The organism is Nocardia sp. KT25-26, from assembly GCF_056627695.1.
The window spans coordinates 4,609,623-4,634,381 of record NZ_CM152813.1 but is presented as its reverse complement, the minus strand read 5'-3'; the positions used below and the strand labels follow the sequence as shown (position 1 = coordinate 4,634,381).

Genomic DNA, 24,759 nt, shown 5'->3' with positions numbered 1-24,759 from the left:
ATGACTCGTATCGCGGAACTGATCCGGGAGCTGTGCCCGGACGGTGTAGAGCACAACACCCTCGGCCGGGTAGGCGAATTCATCCGGGGGAACGGCCTGCAGAAGGCCGACCTTCGCGATGAAGGCATTCCAGCGATTCACTACGGCCAGATTCACACCCACTACGGCGTGTGGGCTGCTGAGACGAAGTCGTTCACCGAGGAAGCGATCGCTGCAAAGCTCCGTCACGCACGACCGGGCGACTTGCTGATCGCGACGACGAGCGAAGATGACGACGCAGTCGCCAAGGCCACCGCGTGGCTTGGCGAGACTGAGGTGGTGCTCAGTGGCGATGCATACATCTATCGCCATGACCTCGACCCGAAGTACATGGCGTACTTCTTCCAGTCGACGATGTTCCAGGAACAGAAGCGACGGTTCATTTCTGGGACCAAGGTTCGACGTGTTTCCGGCGCTTCGCTAGCAAAGATTCGGATCCCAGTGCCGCCTCTTGAGGTGCAGCACGAGATCGCGCGAGTCTTGGATAGGTTCGCTCGGCTGGAGGCGGAACTGGAATCGGAGCTGGAGGCGGAGATGAAAGCCCGATGCGCCCAGCTCGCGCACTACCGGGGCGCGGCTCTCAGTGGCGATGAGTCAGTAGTTCAGACGGTAGTCCTGGGCGACATTGCGGAGTTCAAGTATGGATTCACCGATAAAGCTGCAGATGCAGGCACGCATCGCTTCCTGCGGATCACTGACATCAATCCGCAAGGCAAGCTGTCTCCTGATGGCGCAAAGTTCGTCTCTCCTGGCAATGATGCTTCCGAGTACGTGGTTCGGCCAGGGGACGTCCTGATGGCTCGTACCGGTGCAACATACGGGAAGACTATGCTCGTCGGCTCTGGGGAGCCAGCAGTTTACGCGTCCTTCTTGATCCGTATCAGGTTCAAGGAAAACCGGATGCTGCCCGCGTTCTACTGGCACTATGCGCAAAGTGCTGCGTACTGGGACCAAGCTAACTCTTTGGTGAGCACAGCAGGTCAACCGCAGTTCAACGCGAATGCACTGAAGCGGGTTCGCGTTCCGGTGCCCACGCTTGAGCAACAGGCAGCGATCGTTCGTACGCTCGACAAGTTCGATGCGCTCGTCAGCGACATCAGTATCGGTCTCTCTGCCGAGCTCAATGCCCGTCGCAAGCAATACGAGCACTATCGCGACCGTCTGCTGACGTTCAAGGAGTTGGCGGCATGAGTGACGCACAGGCGCGCAAGTTCGACCCAATCGCGATCTCGTCGGAGAGCACGGTCGTTGCCGAGTACCTCCCCGAGCCGGCGAAGGCAGAGGCGTACCAGTCGGAGGCCGCGCTTGAGCGCGAGATGATCCGTCTACTGGAGACCCAGGCGTATGAGTACCTCCCGATCACTTCCGAGACGCAGCTGGTCGCGAACCTTCGGAAAGAGCTGGAGAGGCTCAACAGGATAACCTTCTCGGACGCGGAGTGGGAGACGTTCTTCACGACCAAGATTGCCGGCCAGAATGACGGAATCGTCGAGAAGACCGTGCGCATCCAAGAGGATCATGTCCAGATCCTGAAGCGTGACGATGATTCGACGAAAAACGTTTCGCTCATCGACAAGAAGAACATCCACAACAATCAGTTGCAAGTTATCAACCAGTACGAGGTCGACCGGGGCGAGGGTGGTGCGAACTACGCGAACCGTTACGACGTGACGGTGCTCGTCAACGGCTTGCCGATGGTGCACATCGAGTTGAAGCGCCGGGGCGTCGATATCCGTGAGGCGTTCAACCAGATCGATCGGTACCAGCGCGATAGTTTCTGGGCGGGGTCGGGACTGTTCGAGTACGTGCAGCTGTTTGTGATCAGCAATGGCACGTTGACGAAGTACTACTCGAATAGCACGCGCGCGAAGCGTCTCGACGAGGTCAAGAAGGCGAAGGGCACGACTAAGGGGAAGCAGTCGAGCAACTCGTTCGAGTTCACCTCCTGGTGGGCGGATGCGAACAACAAGCCAATCGTGGAACTGACGTCGTTCATCCGGACGTTCTTCGCGAAGCATTCTCTGCTGAATATCCTCACGAAGTACTGCGTGCTCACGGCCGACCGCGACTTGCTGGTGATGCGCCCGTACCAGATCGTCGCGACTGAGCGGATCTTGCAGAAGATCGACATCTCTACCAATTACAGGACCCTCGGCACCGTCGAGGCCGGCGGCTACGTCTGGCACACGACGGGCTCGGGCAAGACCCTGACGTCGTTCAAGGCGGCGCAGCTGGCATCGAAGCTGCCTGACGTCGCCAAGGTGCTGTTCGTCGTCGACCGCAAGGATCTGGACTACCAGACGATGCGGGAGTACGACAGGTTCGAGAAGGGCGCGGCGAACTCGAACGCGTCAACGGCGATCCTGAAGAAGCAACTCGAGGATCCGAACGCGCGGATCATCATCACGACGATTCAGAAGCTGTCGACGTTCATCAAGGCGAACAAGGGCCACGAGGTGTTCTCAGGTCATGCGGTGATCATCTTCGATGAATGCCATCGCTCGCAGTTCGGCGACATGCACACTGACATCACGCGGGCGTTCAAGCGCTACAACCTGTTCGGCTTCACCGGCACGCCGATCTTCGCCGCGAACTCCGGCAACGGTGGCAACCCGCTGCTGAAGACCACCGAGCAGGCGTTCGGCGAGAAGCTGCACACGTACACGATCATGGACGCGATCACGGACAAGAACGTCCTGCCGTTCCGGATCGACTACATCAACACCATCAAGGTCGGGAACCCCGACGATAAGCAGGTCTCGGCGATCGACCGCGAGAAGGCCCTGCTCGATCCGCGTCGGATCAGCGAGATCACGGCGTACATCCTGGAGCACTTCGACCAGAAGACGAAGCGTCAGACCAGCTACGAGCACTCCGTCGTCACCAACGTGGCGGAGTCCACGCGCACGCGCCGGCAGGCCGAGGCGCTCAAGGAGCGCAAGCGCGTCCGCGGCTTCAACGCGCTCTTCGCGACTGCCTCGATCGAGGCGGCGCAGCGCTACTACCAGCAGTTCAAGGTGCAGCAGGAAGAGCTGACGTCGGATCGGCGCCTGACGGTCGGAATCATCTACTCGTACGGTGCCAACGAAGCTACCGATGACGGAATCCTCGATGACGAAGCCTTCGACACCGACGGCCTATCAGGCGATGCGCGCATATTCCTGGACAGGGCGATCCAGGACTACAACACCATGTTCGGTACCAGCTACGACACCAGCGCGGACAAGTTCCAGAACTACTACAAAGACCTCTCGCAGCGGATGAAGAACCGCGAGATCGACCTGGTCATCGTGGTCAATATGTTCCTGACCGGTTTCGACGCTACGACGCTCAACACGCTCTTTGTCGACAAGAACCTGCGTATGCACGGACTCATCCAGGCGTACTCGCGCACCAACCGCATCCTGAACTCCGTTAAGCGACACGGCAATGTCATCGTCTTTCGCGACCTCGAAGACGAGACAAACGCCGCGCTGGAGCTGTTCGGCAACAAGGACGCGCGCGGGATCGTGGTCGTGCCGTCCTACGGCGAGTACTACAGCGAGTACTCCGAGAAGGTGAACGACCTGCTACAGCGGTTCCCCCTGGGCATACGGATCGTAGGGGAGCAGGACAAGAAGGACTTCATTAACCTGTTCGGCGCCGTCCTCCGCCTGCACAACATACTGACCGAGTTCGACGACTTCGATGGCCAAGACCTCCTCACGGAGCGTCAGCACCAAGACTACCGCAGCGTCTACCTCAATTTGTATGCCGAGTTCCGCACGGATACTGATGCTGAGAAGGAGCGCATAAACGACGACGTCGTCTTCGAAATTGAGCTGGTCAAGCAGGTTGAAATCAACGTTGACTACATCCTGATGCTCGTCGAGAAGATGCGCGCCGAGCGTGGCGACGGGGAGAACAAGGAGATTCGCGCCCAGATCTCGCGTGCGGTCGATTCCAGCCCGAGCCTGCGCAGCAAACGGGATCTGGTCGAGGACTTCGTCGACTCGCTGTCGGTTGATGGTTCCGTGAATGAACAGTGGAAGGCGTACGTGGACGCCAAGCGTGATGCCGAACTGGCAGCGATCATCGAGGAACAGAAGCTGAAGCCCGAACAGACTCGAGCGTTCGTCGATGCTGCCTTCCGCGATGGACAGATCCGCACGACCGGAACGGAGATCACGAAGATCCTTCCTCCGGTCTCCCGCTTCAACCGTGAGGCCAACCACGGCGACAAGAAGAAGCGCAGTATCGATGCGCTAACTCGATTCTTCGAACGCTACTTTGGGCTGACGTCCAACAGAGGTGTCTACGAGTAGGCCTGGTCTCACGTCGATTCGGCGTAGGTCGCTTCAGGTCGTGATCGGTTGTGGTGCATGGTGTTCGGTTATGTCCGCACACGATCTCGGATTGACCGGTCCCGTTGACGGGACCAAGCCGGCCTCGGATCACGGGCGGCCGCGCTGGTACTGTTTGCACCGGGACACACCGATTGGGGGATCCATTGCAGGTCGACTACGGTCAAGTGCAGATCCAGGCGTTCAACGACACCGTCGCCGCCGGAGCACTGACCTTCGACGAGGGTGCGGTGCGGGAGGCGGTCCGGCAGCGCGATGGCGTAGTCGATGGACTACGTGCAGAGATGGCGGCAGCGGACAGCGGCTGCCGCCTTGACGGCATCGGAGGCTTTCCGTCGGCGAAGCGGCTCGGGGAAGGGTTCAGCTGGAAAGCCGAGCAGTACGGGGAGATTCTTCGTCAGCATCTCTGCGGGGCACTACAACTACAGGAGGCATTCCTGCGAGCTGCGAAACTGTACGGCGAAGCTGACGGCAAGTATGCGGCTGCGATGCGTATCCTCGCCGAGTCTGTGGATGCAACATGATGCGCGGCATAGTGACCGGTCTCGTACTGACGGCCCTGCTCCTCACAGCCTGCAACACCTCGGATCCCGCCAATCCTGAGACCGGCGTTGCAGAGACGACCTCGTCCTCGTCCCAGTCGGAGGTGTCGGTGCGGGTGGATCCTGCGCCCGCACAAGAGAATTCGACCCGCCCTGACGTTGCATTCGATCCGTGCACGCAAATCGGCGATTCGGTCGTAGCTGAACTGGGTTACGATCCGAGTACCCGTGAGCGGGATGATCGTGTCGAATGGGGTCTCGCTTCGCTCGGATGCACATTCAAAATGTTGAACGGTGCTGGCCGAACGGTCGAGATCCTTGGATTGGAATCAACCAATGTGCGCATCAATGAGCTCCGCACGAAATACTCCGATGTCCTCGAAGTGGTGGAGGTCGGTGGTCGTCACGCAATTCGGTATCGGCAGGATGGTCCCGCAGGCGCGGATATGTGTTATCTCGACCTGGAATCCGAAACCGGAACAGTGAACGTGTCGGTATTTGTAAGCTTTGACCTCTCGGATTCCAGTCCATGTGATCGCGTCGTCGAGGTTGCCGACCAACTGCTACCGCTCGTGCCCGAATTGTAGCTCTGGCATCGGTCCTCCTACATGGTACGTACCCGTGAAAGGGGTTCAATCTGGCTGCTTCAGCGGTCGTCTTCATGGATTTGTGCTTCGATCAGGCCAGCAGCTACCTCGATCTGAGCGCATGGCCCCACGTCGCCGACGGCTCTGCTCCCAGCCGCACCGTAACCAGCCCGTCCCGCACTTGGATGCCCTCGCGATCGTAGATCGACCGCCAACGGGATGCCCGAGCGGTCGGGTAGGATGTGCTGTTTCGCTGACCGGCACATACACTACCGCGGTGAACACGGCCCGCTGGTCCACGGGCGCCACCCCACCGCCCTGCGGTCGAACACCGAACTCTGGCAGCAACGGCTCGGCCAGTTCCCACAACCCGTCCGGCACCAGACGTCGCGACAACGGATCCACCACAACCGAACATCATGCAGCACATCCAGACTCGGCGGCGTCTGAACGAACTACACCCATGTGAGACATGGTCTTAGTCTCGATCTTTCGCCGGGTCGTCGGCCCGGCGAAAGATCAAGGTTAGCAGCAGCAGGCCGCCATAACAGCCTCCTCGTCATGACAAGAACGCTGCCTCGCCTGGTAGCCTCTGCGGCAAGCGAACCGACAGGGGGTGGCCATGCAAGTCGACTATGGGCAGGCGAAGATCCAGGAGTTCCACGATGCTATCGCCGCTGGGGAAGTCAAGTTCGAGGAGGATGCGGCGCTGGAGGTCGTTCGACAGCTCCAGGCCGTGATCGACGGACTCGTGGACGAAATCGACAAGATCAAGCGTGGTACTGACCTATCTAATGTCGGGGGGTTTCCGTCAATGCAGCAAGTGGGGGCAGGGTTCACTCGTAAAGTGGACGACTATATTGAAGTACTTCAGCAGCATATCACTGGCGCATTGCAACTTCAGGAATCGTTTTTCAGGGCTGCGGGAATGTACACCCAGGCGGATGAGAGGAGCGCCGCCGCTGTGCGGCGGATCGAAGGAACGGTGGGTTGATTCAGGATGCGGTTCCTATATTGTGCAGTGACCCTCACTGGAACCTTGCTGATTGCAGGGTGTGGAGTTTCCGAATCACCTGCAGAAGAAACCGCCGGTGACACCACCCTGTCGTCGACCGGGGCAAGTACTTTTGCTCGTCCTGTTGATTCACCACCTGAGTTTCACAATGCTGGGCGGCCTGATATACACTTCGATCCGTGCACGCAGATCAGCGACCGCACCGTCCGGGATATCGGGTACGACCCACAGTACCGGGAACGCTCAGACCACCACGACGACACCGTGTCCTCTCTCGGATGTGAATTTGAGGTCAAAGACGATGTAGGCGCCATGTCTGAAAGCCTGTATCTGAGTGTCAACAACAGATCCTATAGTGAATGGCGTACGAAAAACGCAGACATAGCGCTAGAAGGCTCCGTCAATGGCCGGCCCGTTCTAACCTACCGGCTGGACGATACTCTGGATGACCCGTGTTACTTGGTCATGGAGTCGCAACCCGGGCTCGCCCTCCGAATGTCGGTCCAGATGGGTGTAATGGAAGAAGCTGATGCATGTAAGCGTGTCATCGACGTGGCTGGCGAACTGCTGCCGTTGGTTCCCGAACTGTAGGAGCCGAGTAAAAAACTTCCAGTTCAACTAAATTGATTCAGATTGTATTCCAGGATCGCTTTCATGCCGATTTGGGTGTGGTCTGGGTCAACCGATCTGTTGTTCTATGAGTCGGGCCGCGTCCTCAATTTGCCGACATGGGCCCCACGCCTGTGGCTCGAATGCGCTCAGCCGCACAGAAATCATTCCGTCAGGCGCGGTCATGCCAATGAGGCAGTACGATCCATCTCCCACCAGTAGGCCCTCGCGAGAATTGACCATTACCGACTCCGGCTGTGTATGGAAAGGACGCAAACTCGCTGGTGGGTTCAGGTGGGACATGACTGTCAGCCATCCTCGCTGCTTTGGATCCTCGTCGTCTTCCCTGATGCGTTCGAATCGGCACCCGGTTCTCTTGTAGCGATCGTCCTCGTATTCCATTCTCTCGCGAGTCCCCGATTCGAACCCAAGCTGTTGGATAACGTCGTCCGTGATCTCTTCGCAAGGATCCCACTGCACTGGCACATCGGGCGAATTGACCCGAACCGCGATAGACGCGGAGCTCTCCGGAGCGCACCCCAGCGCCAGTGCTGCAATCGATGACAAAGCCATCACGCCGCCCGCAGCCCGCGTCCGGCAGCTTGACGACCCATCCGCGCAGCGTGCCAGCGCTGCTCGCCCCTCCCGAGTCCAGCCATGACGGGATTGAGCGACAACGACGTCAGCCGGCGTGAGGGCGGTACCGGTCTTGGGGTAGGTGTGACTCATGATGGCACCGATCTCCGTCCTTCATCGACTGCAAGCCGGTAGTTCTCAATACTGTCGAGTAGTTCGGGGTTGTACCCATACAGGACAGCTACCAGGCCATCGGTTAGGTTTCCGGCATAGGGGGATCGCTCGCCGGTCAGCTGCTCGTAGTCGTTGAGTCGTCCTTCGGAATCGAAGAGTGGCGCGAACTCGGGGGCGTGAGGTACCGGGCCGCGGAGTGATTCGAGGCTCTGCACCATTTGGTGCCAGCGACCGGGGTGGATGGCGTTGTGCGCACCACTTGCGTTCGGCTCTGCGTGGTTAGGTGCGAAGTACAACCCGGTGACGGCGTTCTTGACATAGCTGTTGGCAATATCGATACCCGGACTCAGAACGTTGCCGGCCATGTCCCCGACCGTTGGCCCGATCACTGGGGTGTACTTGATGGCACCAGTAAGGACACCTTTGATTGCGTCGTATGCCGCTCCTTTGTCGGCATACCCTTGCTTGGCTTCGGAGACCTGGTCTCCGGAACGGTCGTCCATTTCGGCGGTCAATCCGGCGTCGACCAGCCCTTCGATAATCCCTGCACCTTCGGCGAGGCTTCGGCGCGGTCCGTGTTCGCCGTTGAGTGCAGAGTCGAGCCACGCTGATTGGAGTTCTGAAGCGGAGATCAGGGCCTGAGCGTTCCAGGCAGCGGCGACCTTCTGGTCGGTGTCCATCACGGCGAATACGTTGGTTGCGTTCCCGAAGTCTCCGGTGCGGTCAGTGAAATCGTTCCCGAATCCGCGGGTCAACGGTGTGTCGGCATCGGGTACGCCCGCCATATCCGGGATGTAGGGTGTGAGGGAGGCAGATACACCATCCAACAGGTGGGGATTGCGTTGCCCTAAGGATTCGGTGTGCTCACCGTCGAGGTTGAGTAGATGGTCTTTGTTACTTGCAATGTAGTCTGCGATAGTGCGGGCGGAATTGCCGGCCCGTTCCGCGACTTCGGGGTCGGGTGAGGTCGCGTTCTCCTGGATCCAGGAGAACGCACCGGCGGCGGCCTTGCCGTCGTCACTCCATTCATGCTCCAACATGGGTGCGACATCGGTGTCGAAGCTGTAGTCGCCGTTGAATTCCTGGCCAGGTGTTCCCTCGCCGAAGATTCTGTGTCCAGCCGCTTCCGGTCCTTCGATTAGGGCCCAGTTGGAGGTGTTGTTGCGTGTGCCGACGTCGAGGAGGTCGCGGGCGGTCTTCTCGGCGCGGGAGTCGATGACGTTGCGTTCGTTGGGGTTGACCGCGTCCCGGTATTCGCCGGAGTCGATGAGTGCGGTTTGGTGTGCGGCTTGGCGGGAGAGTTCGAGGCCGAGGCGGTCGCCGGGCTGGTAGCCGTCGCCGGAGGTGTTGAGGAAGTCGCCGAACCGGTTGAGGTCTTGGACGTATTCCTTGTAGGAGCCGGCTTGGTTGCGGGAGTCCCAGGCGTTGTTGCGGTAGTCGTCGGGGAGTCGGGTGGTGTTGGCGTCGGGTGCGTCGGTGCCGAGCGCGGGGCGGGTGCCGATGATCTCTTTCACTTCGGGGTGGAGTTTGTGCCAGCCTCCGGGGTCGTCTTTGCCGGTGCGGTAGTCGCGGCCGACAACTTGGTCGTTGGACACGGTGAGCAGTCCGTTGGCCAGGTTTTCCCGCAGCTTGGCGGCGGCTGGGGTGTTGTCGTTGCGGAGTTGCTCGGAGACTCCGATCAGTCCGTCGCGGCCGGCTTTGTCGTAGAGCTCGGTGAGGTAGCTCATCGTGGAGGCGGGCACGGTCACTTCCTCACCGCGTTCGAGCGCGGCGAGCTGACTCGCGGTGAGTCCGGCGGCGGTGAGGTTGTCGGCGATCCGGGCGATCTCTTCGTCGGACAGTTTTCCGTCGGCGATGGTTTCACCGTCTGCTCGGCCTTGGTCTGCGGTCAACCTGGCGTCGACATCGGTTGTGGCGGAGTCGATGCCATTGCCGAGGAGGTCGCCTCGGGCGCGGATCTCCCCGGATGCGGTGGAGATCGCATCGGTGGCTTCGGTGACTGCGTGGGCGAACGAGTAGTAGGCGGTATTGATCGCTTGCTGTCGTGCGTTGGCTTCGGCCATGATCGCCGCTCGCACGTCTTCGGTGATCCGTCCGGCCGTTCGGTAGTCGGCGGTGACGATCCATAGCTCAGACACGGTGAACATCACCGCGGTCCCGTCGACGGTGAACGGAGCTTTGGCGTCGGCGACCCGGTCGAGCAGGGTGGTGCGTTCTGTGGTGATTCGGTCGCCAGCGGCGCGGACCGTGCCGGCGAGGTCGGTGACTTCGGTATCCAGGCGTAGGGCTTGGGTGTGTTCTTCGGTGATGCGGTCATCGGCGGCGTCGTGGGCGGCGCCGGCCCAGGAACCATGGAGGTCGGCGAAATGGGTGCGCATCCGGCCGAGTTCGTGTGTGTAGGTTTGGGTTTGGGCTTCGAGTACGTCGGCCCACGCGCCGAGTTGCCAGGGTTGCCACTGCTCGACCTGCGGCAGCGTGACCTTCAACATGGTTACCGGTCTCCGGGGATCTGGAAGCTCATGGTGTCGAGCTGGGTCTTGAAGTCGGCATCGGTGGCTTCGATGTTGTCGGCGCAGCGGGTGGTGATCGCGGCGATTTGCCGGATCCGGTCGGCGACCCGCAGCCACGCACCTTCGGTGTGCTCGCCCGCGGTTTCGCACGCCGCCGGGATCGGGCACCCGGGCAGCGCCGCAGCGAGCCCGACGGTGGCGGTGCGGACATCGAGTGCGTCGATCTGGTTGCCGACATCGTCGAGCGTGCCGGCCAGGTCGTGCATCTGCGGGATATCGGCCGAGAGCATGAGGTACCCCCCTGGTCATGATCGTCTGGTCCCCGGTGACGATACCGATCCGGTCATCACCCCCACCACCGTCAGGTGTCACCACCGGTTGACCCCAGGGGACTCGACGTGGCTTATTGTCCGATGTTAGCCGTGATCTGGCGGGTGACCTGGTCTGTTCGGTTGTTCAAGGCGATACCCGAGTCCGGGGTGGACATCAGGTTGTCACCATCTTGTGACTCCAGGTCCGGCTTCCCATTCCCAACGAGCCGGTAGTGTTCCTGCCTAATAGTGGGTAGGACAGTCCCAACGCCGGAAGGCTCGCCACATGTGGGACACGTCACAAGATCCCGGCCTACCTGCTTTTACAGCGTTAGGACTCGCATACCGTATGGGCGTCCTACAAAGACGAAGCGCCCGGGTAGGGGATGCCGCCCCTGTGATCCCGAGCGCTCCGAGACACTACAGGCGAGGCATGGTCAACTTCTTCGCCAACGCCCGTAGTGAACCCGCCGACAGCCTGGCCACCATGGCCAGGCTGTCGCTGTCTGTGTAGATGCCCATCGCCGAGAGGACGTCGAGCAGCCACGCGATACCTGAGAACCAACGGGCCAAGTGCCGAGTCTTGCCCACTCGTTCCGGGGGCGAACCCCCTTCGCTCATGGGCCGGTCCGGCATCTGCCGTGGGACCACTATCACCTCCCTGTGCCAGCCACCCGCGGGTGGCGATGGCCGCCCGCCGGATGCAGGCGGCCCGGACCATGTCCCCGCGTGGATGCCACGCGCCGGTCTGGCAGGGAGGTTCGGTGATCGAAGAACTCATAGCCGAGCCGAACCGTGGCAAGTGTAGGCCCAAATCCCGACATTGCCGCACAACAGGTCGGATTTGATCGTGAAACTCCTGCTGCTGGCCGCGACACACGTCGTGCGACACGCCCAGCAGAGCAGACGGATCGACTCCGAACAGCAACGCGCCCGACGCAGTCACCGGTTCCGCCGCCGACCTCATAGGGCCGAACGTGCATTCACGCCGGATCCAGTCCGGGTGCGCCGGTCGATGCGCGTGATAGCCTCGTTCGGCGGATGAAGGGGGTTCGACGTGCGTGAGCGACCGTTCGTGATCGCTGGTGGGGTGTCGGTGCGATGACTGGGCGGCCGATCCTTTCCGGTGAGGAAGCGGAGCGGAAGGCGGAGGCGTCGGGTCAGCAGTTGAGTCGCCATGATGCCGGCCTTGTCGATGGTGGTGCCGATGCCCCCTACGTGACCGCCCCGGAGCCGCCGCCGGAGACGATGACTCACCAGCAGATCTGGGACGCGGCGCAGGAACTCGACCGGGCCCAGTCCGCGATCTGGAATTCGTGTGCGTCGTGGACCGAATCCTCGATCCGGGTGACGACCCTGTTCCAGTTGGCCCGGATCGGGATCCACAACGCGATGCAGGATCGGTGGGAAGGCGCTGCCGCGGGCGCCGCGTTGGAAGCGATGCTCGCGTTCACCCAGAGCGGGGAACGCGTGGGTGATGTCGGGCAGTCGGTCGCGATGCGCCTGGATCAGGCCTATTACGCCGCACAAGCCTTCGTTGCCGCAGTCCCCGAGCCCGTCACACCGACCGCGCCCGATCCTGACAATCCCGACGAGTCGGTCCTCCCGGGCCTGACCAACGGTGCGAAAGATCGCGCCGACGCCCAAGCAGCAGCCCAGGCTCGGGACCAGGCCATCGCTGCGGTACGCACCACCTACCTGCCGACCATCCCGACCTCCGGCGACAACGTTCCAGCGTTCGTCCCACCACCGGAAACCGGGGCCGGAGTACCGGTCGCTGCAGGCCCGGCCGGTGTCGGCGTTCCCGCATCATCAGCCGGTGAACATCCAGGAACCGGCCCCACCAACGCTGAAGCCGCCGAGGGTTCCTCGGGTAGCGGGCTCTCGCCGGACACCCATGCGGCGGCGGCAACGACACCAGCCGCTACCGGTCAAGCCTCTCCGGGTGCCTCGGGCGGACCACAGTCCACGACACCGGCCGGCACGCCAGGCGGTGCGGGCCAGAGCGCAGCCGCGACCGGCCCGCCGCCCGGAAACCTACTACCCGGCAACAGAAACGCACTCGGCGACCCAGGACTCGACAGCAGCGGCCGAGCGATCCCTGGGACAGGTGGCGCACCGGGTGGCTCCGGGACCGTCGGGACACCGGGGAGCGGATCCGGCCCCGGCCGGCCAGGCGTCCCGCGGCCTGTGGCTCCTGTCCCCGGGACACCTTCTGCGGCTGGCGCCACCGGTGGTGCCACTCCAGGCGGTACTCCCGCCACCCGTGCGGGAGGTCCGATGGGGCCGATGGCACCTGGGAGTGGGCGCCGCCCCCAAGATGACGAGCGGACCTCGGGCGTTCCTGACTACCTGAAACGCCAACAGCCCGGCCTCGTCTCACTGTCACCGGCGATCACGCCCGTGATCGGTTCCGACGACCACCCCACCCCGGCCGCCGCCGATATCCCACCCACGACTGAGCCCGCCGGGCCGGCGCGAAACCGGATCCGTGACCTGTTCTCCGAACCGGTCAGCCCTCCTGTCACCGACAACCCGGCCCAGTCGACCCCACCCCCAGAACAGCCACACCCCACAAACCCCTACCGCGGGCCGTGCTCCGCTACGGGGGCCGACGCCACGACACCCCGCACCGATACGCCCTCCGCTGGGGGTGAATCTCAGCAGCCAATGGCCGCCGCGGGTGCAGCTGCCCCGGCGGCAGCTGGGCAGCCAGACGGCGGCCACGCCCCGGTTCCCGGTTCAGGATCCGACACACCAGGGCATGGGGAGGGCGATCCGACGACGTTCAGCTTCACGGGAGCCGGGCCGTGGGACAACACCGATGACCCGGCGCCGGAACCTGCCGATGAGCCGGAAAGGGACCGGTGAAGACCCGTACCCGCTTCGCCTTCACGGCAGACGAGTTCGCCTGGGTGTGGGCCGAAACTCGACTGCCCTACCCGGAACCGGTCGCCATCCGCGAAACACCGACCACCCCCGTCGACTACGCGCGCCGCCGCGCCGAGATCGCCGAACGGTACCCGCATCACGGTGATCCCGACCTTTCCGGACCGTTGCGAGTCCTCGCCGACCCCGAGGTGCGGATCTTGGGCACCGGCATCAACCACCTCACCGGCCACCGCATCCGCTGCCAAGCTGCCGCGATCGGCGACCTCGGCGTCGTCCTGCATCAATCACCCGGAGACACCGCCGAATTCGGCAGCGACATCCGCATCCTGGTCACCCGCCGCCGCCAACTCGGCCGCTATATCGCCGCCGCACTCCCCGAAGCACCACCCGGCGCAGCCGGTCGAATGACCGACCACACCCCACGCGTCCGAGGTGAGGTCCCGCCAACCACCCGGATGGTCGCCGTCGACGGCCGCGTCCCCGACGATGACCGAATCCGGGCACTGCTGAGGGCTCCCCGCACCGCTGAAGGCCACCTGTGCATCGAGGAGCATCTACGCGAACCGCGACCACCTCGCCCGTTATACCTAAACTGGATCACCATCGGTGACCGCCACCGCGCCGCCGGCCGCTACCTCATCGACGTCGGATACGACACCACCGTCGTCCCGGCCTCCGACGACACCATCGCCGCCACACTCACGCGCCGGATTGATACCTCCGATCGCTGACCCTACGATGCCGGTCAGTGGTCGCGTCACCGATTCAGGTACAAGGTCTCGCACGGTAACCGGCGCAGTCCCTCGAGGCATCCGGTGAACACCCAAACCGGTCCAGGTCGGCGCTGTTCCTGCCACACCTGGACGAATATGAGCGCCGCGGTTAGGCAGGCACGGTAATTCAGCACAACGCCGTTCAGCGCCACGGTGAGGTGGACATCGGTCTCCGTCGGCAGCGGGGATGAACCGGCGACCACGACTGAACCCCAGATCAGAGTCCGACTTCGCGGCGCACCGAGTCCCACACCGGGCGGGACAGTCGGTCCAGACTCGCACCGACCTCCGGCTCATCATCGAGACGACCTCTAATCCGTCCCGATATCGGACCGCCAGCACGTGGACCACGCGGCCCCTCAACAGCCAGGACACGGTCGCACCGCCCGCCTCGGTAGTGTGCACCGAACCGCCGCCAGACATCTCAGTGGTCCGTCAGTCCGTCGAGAACCTGCAGCATCGCCTGCGCACCCCGGACTCCTGCCGCACGGTGACCAGGCCGGGTGGTAGGTCCGGGCGCTATCCCACGATCAATGGCTCGCTCGAACGGACTGCGTGCCGCCGGAACGATGTGACCGAGCTCTACCAGCCGCGCCATCGCCGCGAACTTGTATCCGCAATCGACCGCGCGGCACGCTCGGTGCGCCTGCATAATCCGGTGCGCTTCCTCCTCGCTCAACCGACGGTCAGGGGTGTTGTGGGCGCCTGGTGCGGTGACCACCTTCGCTGTAGCCGGGGCTCCCTTTTGCTCGTTGACGGCTGGCGCCACCTTCTGCCAGGTCTGCTCCGGGTAGACCGTGATCAGATCGCAGACATCGCAGATCGGGCCCGGGTAGTCGGCAACATGCGCCAGTTCCGGAACGATCAAAGCGGCCGCCCGGACACCGGCCACGATGCCGAGCACATGCCCGATCGGGTCCTGCACGGAGTCGCCATCGAGGCGCACGGTGTAGACCGGGTCGTACCCCATTCGCTGCCCGAGCCGCCGAACCTCGTAGGCGTGCCGGGCCTGATCGAGGCCTGAAATATCGGTGCGGACATAGCCGATTGCTATCTGCCGGTGATGCGCTCGGCTGGTGACGGCGCGGTTCACCGGTCGATCACCGCAGCGCTCATGGAGATCGCTGAAATGGACCAGGAACAGCAATCTGTCGATTTGTGTATGCGGGAAGCTGTTGGTATAGCCGCCATGACCACCATCCTTTGGTCGGTTTCTGTACCGATCGCGGATTTGATCGGCTGTATCAAGCACAGCCCACGTTCTGTGCCACCGCTACCAGATGGGACACCGTATATCGCCGACCCCCGTTGGCTGGATGTAGTATTTCGCCGTATTTCGCCGCGCGCCACTGGTATCGGGTTCGGGCTATTCACGGTGCGGTTACGATCGCTGTCATGGGTGGGAATGGTCCGAATGTGGAGCTGCGGCACATCCTTGAAGACATCGGGTGGTCGCCGTACGAGCTTGCGCGAGCGGTAAACCGGGTGGTGGGTCGAGACCGCCGCATCCACCTCAAGACGCCGTTCGCGTGGCGTGACCGGGGGACGGTGCCGCGAGATCCGCTGCCCGCCGTCGTGGCCGGGATACTCACCGAGGCACGCGGCGACATCGTTACCGTAGAGCAGCTGTGGCCCGGTCTGGCGCGCAGCACTCAAGTGTGGGTTCCAGCGGTCGACCTTGCCTCACAGCAATGGGATGTTGGCAACACCATGGAGCTGCTGAACGACGTCCGAGTGGCGGTGGGCGCCAAGACGTACTTCGCAGTATCGGGAGACCAGCTCACGCTGCTGGCCGAGACATGGAGGTCGACGAATCATTCCCTGCTGTCGGCCGCTGGAGTCGCCGATCGAGGACGCGTGACGGCCGACTTCATCGATTACCTGGACCGCGATCTGGCTGAGCTACGGCGGCTGGATGATGGGCACGGTGGTGAACTCGTTCTACGTGCCGTGACACATCGACTCGCTCACGCTGTTGATCTGCTCAACGACTCGCCTTACACCGCGAAGATCGGCCGACGGCTGCTGTCCGTGGTCGGCCAGATGGCCCAGCTGGCTGGGTGGCTTGCATTCGATTTGGGCCGACATGGATTTGCTCAGCGTATGTATCTGCTGGGACTTCGCGCGGCGGCATCGTGCGGAGACCGCCAGTTGGGCGCGCTTATCCTCAGCTGCATCGCATTTCAGCAGACGTGGCGCAATCGGCCTCATGATGCCGTTTCGATTATGAACACCGTTCGGGAGGGGCTTCGCGGTGCGGCTTCTCCGCGCGTAAGAGCCCTGATCGCGATGCGCGAAGCCCGCGCTTTCGCCACAACGGGCAGGCACGCCGAGACTTCAGACGCGCTCGACCGCGCTCACCAAGCCCTTGCATGTAGACCTCATGACGAAGATCCGAGCTGGACGTACTGGATGACCTCCACCGTACTGACCAGTGAGGCCGGTCGTTGCTATTTGCACCTGGGAGACACACAGCGAGCCGAATCTCGGCTTGCCGAAGGGCTCGCACTTCTCGACGGGAACGCGACCCGGGATCGCGTTCTGTACGGATTGTCGTTGTCGCTGGCGCACACGCGGGGAACGGGTGGCCGGAAAGATCTTGAGCTGGCCTGCTACGAGGCTGATCAGGTCCTGCACCTGGTGCCTCAGCTCGGCTCAGCACGCTGCCGCAACCTCATAGATGCGATCGCCACCGAGCTGCGCCCGCACCGATCCACACCCGCGGTCGGCGAGCTTCTCGACAGGTACCAGGCGGTGCAGGGGGGAGCGATCTGCTAAATCTGTCTGTATGCAGCATTCGTCGGCCCCTAGCGAGTTTGTTGTGCTACGACCTGAGCACTACGACTCTCCGGCCGCCACCACCATGATCGAGAAGGCCCATGCCGTCAACCAGGAACTCTACGGTCATCCAGACCAGACGGAGGTCGCGGCGACCGAGTTCTCGCCCGATCGCGGCGGGCTGTTCGTCGTGGCATACATCCGCGACGCCCCGATCGGCTGCGGCGGGTACCGTCGCCATACTGATGACCCGACCGGTGGGACCGCCGAAATCAAACGCATGTACGTAGATCCGCAGGTACGCCGGCGCGGAGTCGCCCGATATCTGCTCACGCAGTTGGAAACCTACGCTCGAGCAGCGGGCTATCGGGCGGCAATCCTCGACACCGGTGGCAAACAGACAGCCGCGCATGCCCTCTACGAGCGCTGCGGCTACAGCCTAACTGCCGGATTCTCGATCTACAGAGACCGGCCCGGAAACCGTGCGTACGCGAAGGACCTCTCGGCAGCCCGTGCCTTGTGACGAGGACGCGGTGGTGCCGGAACCTCGGCTCTCGCGCGTTCTCCGTCGTGATCTGGTCCCTGTCGGCCGAACGGATGAGGTGCTACTCCGGGAGATGCTAGTGGTCGGAGGCTGACCCCGACGCCATCCACTTCGACACGATCCGGATGACCTCGGTCTGGAATTCGATACTTCTCGGATCGCGGTACTTCGGGTCGTCATGGATGGCGAAACCGTGCTGGGCGCCTTCGATTTCCACCAGTTCGCAGCGCGCCGCAATGCGGTCGGCAGCGCTGCGGGAACCGTCGATCGGGACGAGAGTGTCGGCGTTTCCGTGGACGATGAGTGTCGGGGTCGCGATCTCATCCACTACGTCGATCGGGTTGAGCCAGAACACCTCGTTCAGCAGCGGGCGGCCATGCTTGAGCGTCGGGGTGAACTGTATGGCGCCAGTCTCGTTCAATTCCTGGGCCGCCTGGTCGTCGACCGCATCGTCGGCCCAGTACTCGCGGCTGTCGATGGTGCGCTTCTTGTAGTCGAACTGTGGGTTGAGCAGCACCAGACGGGCCACACTGCTCGGCCGCTTCGCCGCATAGTACGCACAGATCCCACCTCCGAAACTGGCGCCGAGCAGGCTCAGATCGGATGGACCGCACAGCTCGGCGAGGTAGTCGAGACCAGCACGGATGTCGTTGAGGATTGTCGACAAGGTGAGATCTTCCTGCCGGCCCTCGCTGTCACCGTGCCCGCGCAGATCGAACCGCAGCGTTGTCAACCCGGCCTCGGCCAGCCCGGTGGACATCCGAGTAAAGAATCCGCCCTCATCACGGGTTACGCCTCCGCCATGAACCATGACGACAGCGCTGCGCGTAGGTGTCGCTGGAACGGTGAGGGTAGCCCCGAGGTGTAGGCCATCGAGTGTCCGGAGCCGGAGTGAATCGCTACGTACGGGCACGAGCTCAGTAAAGCACGCCACATCCGTCCACCTCGAACGGTGGAGGTGCCCCGAAATGCGGCCGGTGGTCACTCAGAACGTGTGCCACCGCCGGTGTTCGTCGTTCTGCCGAAGGGAGTCGACGCGGTGCTCGAACTCGCGTGCCCTGTCAGGACTGACGTCGACGAGCTGCATGAGCCATGTGGTCATCGTCAGTTCCCGGAGTGCCCGCATGACGGGGAACCCTGCCCAGTCGGTGACGTCTCGGCCGTAGGTGCTCACGAATGATCGGTAGGTGCCTTCGGGTAACCCGAACCGGCCGCGGGATACTGCGGTCGGGGTGAGGTCCCACTCTCTCGGTCCCCACGCTACGACCTCGAAGTCGGACAGCAGTGGCCCCTGAGATGTCGGGATGACGTTGCCGCAGTGAGCATCCCCGTGGATCAGGCCCAGTGGGACGTCCGATTCGAGTTCGGCGTACGTCCCCTTCAAGTCCTGGTAGAGCTCGGTGAGGAACGCGACGGCCTCTGGGCGGGCGTTTCCGGGGTTTTCCAGCCGGGTGGGAACAACGCTGAATGGATCGAATTCGGGGACCGGGAAGTCCGGCGCCGGCAAGGCGTGCAGGTCGCGCAGCAGCTCGGCGAGGTCATGATGAGCTGGCTCGCCGGCGACCTCGACCAGCTCCCAGAACGTGACCAGGCGACTGTCTGCCTCGATCGGTTGCTCGTACTGTTCAGCGATACGGACGGCAGGGTAGTCGTGCTGGCGCAGCCAACGGGCCACGGCGAGCTCGCGTTCGACCCGTTCGCGAAGGTTGGTACTTCGAGCGATCCGGGCGACGATGCCATGGTCCGGCAATGCAAAGATGGCGTTCTCGCCGATCCGGATCAGGTGCGGCTCGCCGGCGTCGATCCCGGTGTGCCCGGTGGCCACTTCCAGGGCTCGTCGCGCTGATTCGACGGTCAGGGGACGCTCTCCACGTCGGGCCTGTGACTGTTGAGGCATCGGGACCTTTCGGGTCAGTAGATGGTCGCGCGGCGGTCGGCAACCAGCGTCTGCCAACGATTTGTGACGACGGAGGTGTCGTCGATCCAGCGTGTCGGCGGCAGATCGTCCGGGACCGGGCTGTCGTCGAGGATGTGGCTGATCTCGAGCAGGTACATGTATTCGCCGCCCTGGGTGCTCTGTGCCAACTGTGCTCGGGCGTGGGTCAACGAGGGGTGTTCTCGGCGGATGGCGTGATGGAAGCAGACGGCTAGTCGGATGTATGCGACCGAGGATGCCATGCCGGCAGATATGGCATCGGATTCGAGTTCACGAGCACGGTGCGGTAGGCGTTCGTCGCGGCCGGCGGCGGACAGCAACTGGGCGATGCGGACGTGGGTTTCGGCCCAGGATAATCGGACATCCCGGAGGAGATCCTGGGCGAGGTCGATCTGATGGTGAGCGGTGCCGTCGCTGTGGAACGACGCGGCCAGGGCGAGACCGGCCTGGGCGAGCGCAGCTTGGCCGTGTGTGCCGGTTTGTGTCGCGAGTTCGCGGGCGGTGCTGTAGGCGGCACGGGCACGGTGCATGTCGCCGTGGAGCCACCAGAGATGTCCCAGGGCACGGTGGTATCGGGTATCGCGGGGGAGCTTTTCGGTGGCTTCGAGAGCGGCGGGGAAGTCGCCTCGGTGACGGGCGAGATGGGCAAGGCCCCGAGCGGCGTCTGTGGCCATCGGTCCGCGGTTCTCGACGACGCGGCGGAGATTGTTGGCGGAGGAGGTGTGGCGGCCGAGGTGTCGTTCGGTTTCGGCCTGGTAGTACCGGACGAGATCCTCGGAATCGCCGTGCAGCACCCCCAGCGCCAAGATGGTGGTCAGTTCGGTGGCGGTACTTTCGCGGCTGCATCGCTGGCGTGCGGCGATCGTGCGAAGGGCGGCGGCGAACACAACCGGCGGTGTCGACCGGGTATCGAGTGGTCCTGAGCCGTTGGGTACCTCGATCGGTTCCCATGCGGATTCGCGGACATAGATGTGGGCGGCGTCGACGAGCCAGCCGAGCTCCAAGTTGTGGTCGCAGGAAAGACGTAGTCCCTGCGTGAAGAAGGTGAGAATCTGCCGTCGGTTCGAGTGACCGTTCGAGGCTGGGAAGCTTCTACCGAGCGCGTCGAAGACTTGCCGTGCCGCGCGATACCATTCGTCGTGGGTCCAGCGGTCTTCCGCAGTGGCGTCGGCTGCCCGGATCGAGGACCGCACCAGGTCGTGTAGCCGATGCGGCCAAGGTGCTTCCGGGTCGTGGATCACGAATGGCCGCTGGACCAGATCGGTAACCGCAGCACCGCGCCCGAAGCCGCAGGCGGCGGAGGCGAGTTCAACGGTGAACGAATCGAGCAGGCTCACCGTGCGCAGGACTACGCGTTCGTCGGGGGTCAGGTCCCGCATAACCCGTGCGACCAGGGCGGGAAAGTCGCGATCGAACTCTTCCGGGCTCGGTGGTGTGCCGGTCCGTTGCCATACGTCGAGGTAGCGCATGACCGCAAGGTCGAGGAACAGTGGGAGACCATGCGAGCGCTCTCCGATGGCGCGACGCACCGCCGGCGGCATGACCGGCTCGTCACGCCAGGTCAGCCGCGTTCGCAGGTAACGTTCGCGGTCATCGTCGGACAAATAGCCGACCAGATGCTGCCCCGGCTCCTCACTGGTTCCCGGAGACAGGGTCGGCCAGAGCTGCGGGCCTGCCCAGTCGAGTTGACCTTCCAGGGCGGCGTCGTCCCATTGGAGTCGGTTTCTCCCGGTAACGATGAACAGTGCGTTCGGCATGAGCCACACCATGCGCTGTAGTAGTTGCTCGAGCCCGCGATTGCTGCGGTCGCCGATCTCTTCGAAGGTGTCGAGGAGGATAACCGGCATTCCTGACCGTGCTGGCGGGAGCTGAGCCAGTTCCCAGGCCAGGAGGTGTGGGAAGAAGCTCAGCGTGCCGAGATCCTGTTCGGCGTCGAGCAGCGCCGGCAGGCGTGCGCACCGGTTGAGCGCCTGCCTGGTTGCACGCCTCTCTCGGATGGATTGCACGATCGTGCCGATCACGTTCTGAGTCAGCGTACCGAGTAGGCCAGGGATTGCGAGGTCCTCGGCGAGGTCCTCGAGGACGCTCTGTATCTGCTCCGGCAGCGACACCGCCTCACCGATACGACGCAGGAACCCGCTGCGGCGAAGATGCTCGTCCAGTGGTTCACCAGGGTGGTTGACCTCCCAATACTGGCGTAGCGCGAGGTCGAACGCCGGCATCGGCCGACCGAGACGGCCCACTGCGAGCCGGAGCGCCAGAATCACGTCTTCGAACCCGACGCCCGCCTGTTTGGCCAAATCGATCCGCACCGGCACGATCCGGCCTACCTCTGCCGGAGCTGGAGACCACTGGTCTGTCGGGTCGGTGAGATGGGCTTCCAGCCGCTTGGAGAACTCGGTCTTCCCGATACCGCCGACACCATAGAAGACCAGCACGTTGCGTCGCGGAGCGGCGAAGTCGTCGACGGCGAATCCCGAAGCGCGGGCCGCAGCAGCGACCGCGCAGAGACTGCGTTCGACCGCGGCCCACTCGGTGTCTCGGTTGGTGAACACGTCCTGTGCGGTGAAGTTCCCCGGACCGGATCGAAACAGGGTTCGCAGATCCCCTGGCGACACGCCGACCACCACCCCTCTGATCGTCTGCGACGGCAACCCGGACATCTTGACTCTCGCCGGGAAGTGGCTCCAGAGTAGGACACAACCGGGTCATCTCGCCACGAATCATCCTTGTGCAGTGCATGACTCGACCAACGGCGCCCGACTCCTTCTTGCCCATGACATCAGTGGCCACTGACAACGCGGAGCCGCAGCAATAGAGCGACCGACTATCGGCACAGCACACCGGTGGGACACGGTATACCCGTTCTCATGAACAGCGACCCAATGCAGACCTCCGATAGCCGAAGCGAATGGTTCGCGTCCGCATGGGCACTGGTGGATGCCGCTGCCGGCCACGCGGACGAGATCCATCGGTCATGGAATCAGGCCCTCGACGGCGATCTGTTCGATTCATCAACAGAGGTCAGCACCGATGGTTCCGGGCGGATCGAGGTGTACGCCGAGTGGCCGCAAGAGTCCTTCGAAACCCTCCAAGCAGCGGCAAGATCTTTTGTGGCGACTGTGCTCGACTGCCTGAACCGAGCCGTCGTCGAAGCCGAACGTTGCGTGTCAGGCGCCATCCGAACTAGCCCCGGGGACGCCGCCCTTATGTTCCCGCTCTGCCGCAGTTGGAGCGAGTTCCGCGAGACAGGCTGGCTAGAGAAGCTTTCAGGCCTGCGCCCGGATCAGATCCACCTAATCGAACAGTTCCAGCCATTCGACGCCGAATCCGACAGTGTCGCTGTGGCACACATTCGGAGCATGATGCGAAGATTGCTCAGCCTGTCGAATGCCGTCGAAGAGGGCGCCGATCTGGTCGCAGTGTGGGCGCATTCGGCGACACCAGCGGTGGAGATCGACCCGCCCGGTGAAGTTCTCTCGATCGCGACCGAACCCGACGGAGTGCTGAGGGATCACCGGGTGGTCGCCACGTTTCGCGTAACATCGGACGCCGACGCACTATCGGTGCGCGCGAACCCTATGATCGCGTTCGATCCAATCTTCGACGTGGCACCGTGGCCGACTGATCCAGACGACAACCTCAATCGGACTATTCGGGGGCTCCTCACCATCGCAAGCGAAGTGGTGCGTTCGTTCGAACGATCCCTCGGCTTCCGACCGTCGCATCGCCCTCGATCAGCGCACGCTATCGGCTTGCCTGCCCCTGGTCCGCAATGGGCTCCGGTCGATACGACCAATACACCCGAGATCGCTATAGCGATGGAGAAATCCGACCTCGGGCTGGCTGTCTATCAACGCGACGATGAAATCGTGTTGCTTGTCCAGACCCCAGACGGGCTTTTCGGGAGGCGGGTTCCAGAACCGCTAGCCCTTGACCCACACACCGAGCGTGGAATCGCCGCCGAGGTAGCCTCGCTTACAGCCGCGGCACGATGGGGGCTGCCGGACTTCGTACTAGTTCCGGAGCAGATCAAGAAGGGCGACGGACGACGAGAGCTTGGCGACGGCACCATCGTGACCGGATCCAAAGCGATTGCTGTTCAAGTGAAGTCGAGGGATTGCGCTACCGATGATCCGATACGCGAACGCTCGTGGGTGAGTAAGAAAGTAGCGCAGGCAGCCCGTCAAGCGGCGGGATCGCTGCGGACGATCCGGACAACCCCGGCAACCTTGCGGAATCGACGAGGCAGGCCGATCCTCGTTGATGGCAACGCCTTCGACTGGGTGGGCGTTGTGATCATCGATCACGACAATTTCCCGGACAATGTCGATCTACGATACGACCACAGCCGACTTCCAATCGTTGCCCTGCAACGCCGGGAGTGGGACTTCCTCTTCGACCAGCTTCGATCGATCACTGCCGTCGTCGATTACCTCCACCGAATCGCTGGAGACGATGTCGTTCCGGGTGATCATCTCGGTCACTACTACGAACTCGCCATGGCAGATTCCCAAGCCACGCAAAGCAATCAGTTCAACATCGCTGAGGCGTGGGAAGGCGGTGTGCTGTCGTCGAGTCCGCTGTTGCCGACTCAACCAGCCTCAAGTGTCGGCGAACGGGGCGCAATGATGTTCCGGCAGACCCTCGAAGACATCGCAACGTCCCCCTGGGAAAGATCCGAGGAAGATCGACTATCGGTGTTGCACCTCCTTGACCGGCTACCGGTGGCTGAGCGGGCGGTGATTGGCGATCTCCTCCTTGAACAGCTCTCAGCGACGATGGTGGTGGAACCAGGGGCCACCAGTTTCAAGTCGAGGCGCTACCTCCTCGGAGACAACGAACTGCAGCTCGGGTTTGCGGTATGCAATCAGTTCACGGAAACCCATAGGGAGATGTTCCGCCAGTGGACAATGCTGCGCCACGAGGATTGGGCTGCGGGCATTCCTGTTGGCAAGGACCAGGCCCGGACTGTTGCGGTGCTACTCACGCCGCGCCACGACGGCCTTCGTCCGTGGGATACATCGGTTTTGGCCATCACCGGCCTGCTCGAACTGGAGGAGTCTGAGCTCGAGCAGATGCGGCGGTTCTTCGCTTAGGTAGTCCGGCCGATCTCGAACCTAGTGCCTT

General features: G+C 62.8%; 18 protein-coding genes and 1 pseudogene. 10 read left to right on the top strand and 9 right to left on the bottom strand.

Going from position 1 to position 24,759, the window contains the following annotated elements; genetic code table 11:
• The 4 genes from AC1HFH_RS20970 (at position 1) to AC1HFH_RS20955 (ending at position 5,511) form a co-directional block, all read left to right on the top strand.
• Positions 1-1,230, top strand: a complete 1,230-nt coding sequence (locus AC1HFH_RS20970; protein WP_480244493.1) for a restriction endonuclease subunit S — start codon at positions 1-3, stop codon at positions 1,228-1,230.
• On the top strand, positions 1,227-4,343 hold the full coding sequence (locus AC1HFH_RS20965; protein ID WP_480244492.1) for a type I restriction endonuclease subunit R: 3,117 nt from the start codon (positions 1,227-1,229) through the stop codon (positions 4,341-4,343). Before AC1HFH_RS20970 ends, AC1HFH_RS20965 begins: the two co-directional genes overlap by 4 nt.
• A 185-nt stretch (positions 4,344-4,528) precedes the next feature.
• Positions 4,529-4,906 carry a hypothetical protein gene (locus AC1HFH_RS20960; protein ID WP_480244491.1) on the top strand — a complete coding sequence of 126 codons (378 nt, stop codon included), beginning with the start codon at positions 4,529-4,531 and terminating at the stop codon, positions 4,904-4,906.
• Positions 4,903-5,511 (top strand): DUF3558 family protein, encoded by a 609-nt coding sequence (locus tag AC1HFH_RS20955; protein WP_480244490.1) that lies wholly within the window; start codon positions 4,903-4,905, stop codon positions 5,509-5,511. The genes AC1HFH_RS20960 and AC1HFH_RS20955 overlap by 4 nt, the downstream gene beginning before the upstream one ends.
• A gap of 251 nt (positions 5,512-5,762) precedes the next feature.
• Here AC1HFH_RS20955 and AC1HFH_RS20950 read toward each other — a convergent pair.
• A pseudogene (locus AC1HFH_RS20950) lies at positions 5,763-5,919 on the bottom strand (IS5/IS1182 family transposase); the annotation flags it as partial.
• Positions 5,920-6,133: 214 nt separating this feature from the next.
• Between AC1HFH_RS20950 and AC1HFH_RS20945 the strand changes: the two are divergent.
• Both AC1HFH_RS20945 and AC1HFH_RS20940 read left to right on the top strand, forming a co-directional pair.
• Entirely contained in the window at positions 6,134-6,505 is a 372-nt protein-coding gene (locus AC1HFH_RS20945) for a hypothetical protein (protein WP_480244489.1), read from the top strand.
• Positions 6,506-6,532: 27 nt separating this feature from the next.
• The gene (locus AC1HFH_RS20940; RefSeq protein WP_480244488.1) at positions 6,533-7,117 is read left to right on the top strand and encodes a DUF3558 domain-containing protein; all 585 of its coding nucleotides are present in this window, start codon (positions 6,533-6,535) and stop codon (positions 7,115-7,117) included.
• An 87-nt stretch (positions 7,118-7,204) separates the two neighbouring features.
• Here the strand turns inward: AC1HFH_RS20940 and AC1HFH_RS20935 are convergent, their stop codons facing one another.
• The 4 genes from AC1HFH_RS20935 to AC1HFH_RS20920 form a co-directional block, all read right to left on the bottom strand.
• Positions 7,205-7,708, bottom strand: coding sequence for a DUF3558 family protein (locus AC1HFH_RS20935; RefSeq protein WP_480247925.1), 504 nt, complete (start codon positions 7,706-7,708; stop codon positions 7,205-7,207).
• A 152-nt stretch (positions 7,709-7,860) separates the two neighbouring features.
• Positions 7,861-10,374, bottom strand: a complete 2,514-nt coding sequence (locus AC1HFH_RS20930) for a TPR repeat domain-containing protein (protein ID WP_480244487.1) — start codon at positions 10,372-10,374, stop codon at positions 7,861-7,863.
• A gap of 2 nt (positions 10,375-10,376) precedes the next feature.
• Positions 10,377-10,685, bottom strand: coding sequence for a hypothetical protein (locus AC1HFH_RS20925; protein WP_480244486.1), 309 nt, complete (start codon positions 10,683-10,685; stop codon positions 10,377-10,379).
• 984 nt (positions 10,686-11,669) lie between these two features.
• The gene (locus AC1HFH_RS20920; protein WP_480244485.1) at positions 11,670-12,353 is read right to left on the bottom strand and encodes a hypothetical protein; all 684 of its coding nucleotides are present in this window, start codon (positions 12,351-12,353) and stop codon (positions 11,670-11,672) included.
• A gap of 1,220 nt (positions 12,354-13,573) precedes the next feature.
• Between AC1HFH_RS20920 and AC1HFH_RS20915 the strand changes: the two genes are divergently transcribed.
• Positions 13,574-14,329: an ESX secretion-associated protein EspG gene (locus AC1HFH_RS20915; RefSeq protein WP_480244484.1), complete on the top strand. Its 756-nt coding sequence runs from the start codon at positions 13,574-13,576 to the stop codon at positions 14,327-14,329.
• A gap of 466 nt (positions 14,330-14,795) precedes the next feature.
• Here AC1HFH_RS20915 and AC1HFH_RS20910 read toward each other — a convergent pair whose 3' ends face one another.
• Positions 14,796-15,623 carry a hypothetical protein gene (locus tag AC1HFH_RS20910; protein ID WP_480244483.1) on the bottom strand — a complete coding sequence of 276 codons (828 nt, stop codon included), beginning with the start codon at positions 15,621-15,623 and terminating at the stop codon, positions 14,796-14,798.
• A 143-nt stretch (positions 15,624-15,766) separates the two neighbouring features.
• Here AC1HFH_RS20910 and AC1HFH_RS20905 point away from each other — a divergent pair, with 143 nt between their 5' ends.
• Positions 15,767-17,149 (top strand): NsdA family TPR-like regulatory protein, encoded by a 1,383-nt coding sequence (locus AC1HFH_RS20905; protein WP_480244482.1) that lies wholly within the window; start codon positions 15,767-15,769, stop codon positions 17,147-17,149.
• 10 nt (positions 17,150-17,159) lie between these two features.
• A complete protein-coding gene (locus AC1HFH_RS20900) occupies positions 17,160-17,672 on the top strand; it encodes a GNAT family N-acetyltransferase (RefSeq protein WP_480244481.1) in 513 nt (170 codons plus the stop codon).
• A gap of 97 nt (positions 17,673-17,769) precedes the next feature.
• Here the strand turns inward: AC1HFH_RS20900 and AC1HFH_RS20895 are convergent, their stop codons facing one another.
• The 3 genes from AC1HFH_RS20895 to AC1HFH_RS20885 all read right to left on the bottom strand — a co-directional run bounded on the left by AC1HFH_RS20895 (position 17,770) and on the right by AC1HFH_RS20885 (position 22,283).
• Entirely contained in the window at positions 17,770-18,606 is an 837-nt protein-coding gene (locus AC1HFH_RS20895; protein WP_480244480.1) for an alpha/beta hydrolase, read from the bottom strand.
• 72 nt (positions 18,607-18,678) lie between these two features.
• The gene (locus AC1HFH_RS20890) at positions 18,679-19,518 is read right to left on the bottom strand and encodes a phosphotransferase family protein (RefSeq protein ID WP_480244479.1); all 840 of its coding nucleotides are present in this window, start codon (positions 19,516-19,518) and stop codon (positions 18,679-18,681) included.
• Positions 19,519-19,604: 86 nt separating this feature from the next.
• Positions 19,605-22,283 (bottom strand): hypothetical protein, encoded by a 2,679-nt coding sequence (locus AC1HFH_RS20885; protein ID WP_480244478.1) that lies wholly within the window; start codon positions 22,281-22,283, stop codon positions 19,605-19,607.
• Between the two features lie 216 nt (positions 22,284-22,499).
• Between AC1HFH_RS20885 and AC1HFH_RS20880 the strand changes: the two genes are divergently transcribed.
• Complete coding sequence (locus AC1HFH_RS20880) at positions 22,500-24,728, top strand: hypothetical protein (protein WP_480244477.1); 2,229 nt, start codon at positions 22,500-22,502, stop codon at positions 24,726-24,728.
• Positions 24,729-24,759 lie beyond the last annotated feature (31 nt).

Excerpts from the sequence above, each read along its gene's own strand:
- AC1HFH_RS20970 (WP_480244493.1), top strand. The coding sequence starts at position 1 with ATGACTCGTATCGCGGAACTGATCCGGGAGCTGTGCCCGGACGGTGTA.
- AC1HFH_RS20965 (WP_480244492.1), top strand. The coding sequence starts at position 1,227 with ATGAGTGACGCACAGGCGCGCAAGTTCGACCCAATCGCGATCTCGTCG.
- AC1HFH_RS20955 (WP_480244490.1), top strand. The coding sequence starts at position 4,903 with ATGATGCGCGGCATAGTGACCGGTCTCGTACTGACGGCCCTGCTCCTC.
- AC1HFH_RS20945 (WP_480244489.1), top strand. The coding sequence starts at position 6,134 with ATGCAAGTCGACTATGGGCAGGCGAAGATCCAGGAGTTCCACGATGCT.
- AC1HFH_RS20935 (WP_480247925.1), bottom strand. The coding sequence starts at position 7,708 with ATGGCTTTGTCATCGATTGCAGCACTGGCGCTGGGGTGCGCTCCGGAG.
- AC1HFH_RS20930 (WP_480244487.1), bottom strand. The coding sequence starts at position 10,374 with ATGTTGAAGGTCACGCTGCCGCAGGTCGAGCAGTGGCAACCCTGGCAA.
- AC1HFH_RS20925 (WP_480244486.1), bottom strand. The coding sequence starts at position 10,685 with ATGCTCTCGGCCGATATCCCGCAGATGCACGACCTGGCCGGCACGCTC.
- AC1HFH_RS20905 (WP_480244482.1), top strand. The coding sequence starts at position 15,767 with ATGGGTGGGAATGGTCCGAATGTGGAGCTGCGGCACATCCTTGAAGAC.
- AC1HFH_RS20900 (WP_480244481.1), top strand. The coding sequence starts at position 17,160 with ATGCAGCATTCGTCGGCCCCTAGCGAGTTTGTTGTGCTACGACCTGAG.
- AC1HFH_RS20880 (WP_480244477.1), top strand. The coding sequence starts at position 22,500 with ATGAACAGCGACCCAATGCAGACCTCCGATAGCCGAAGCGAATGGTTC.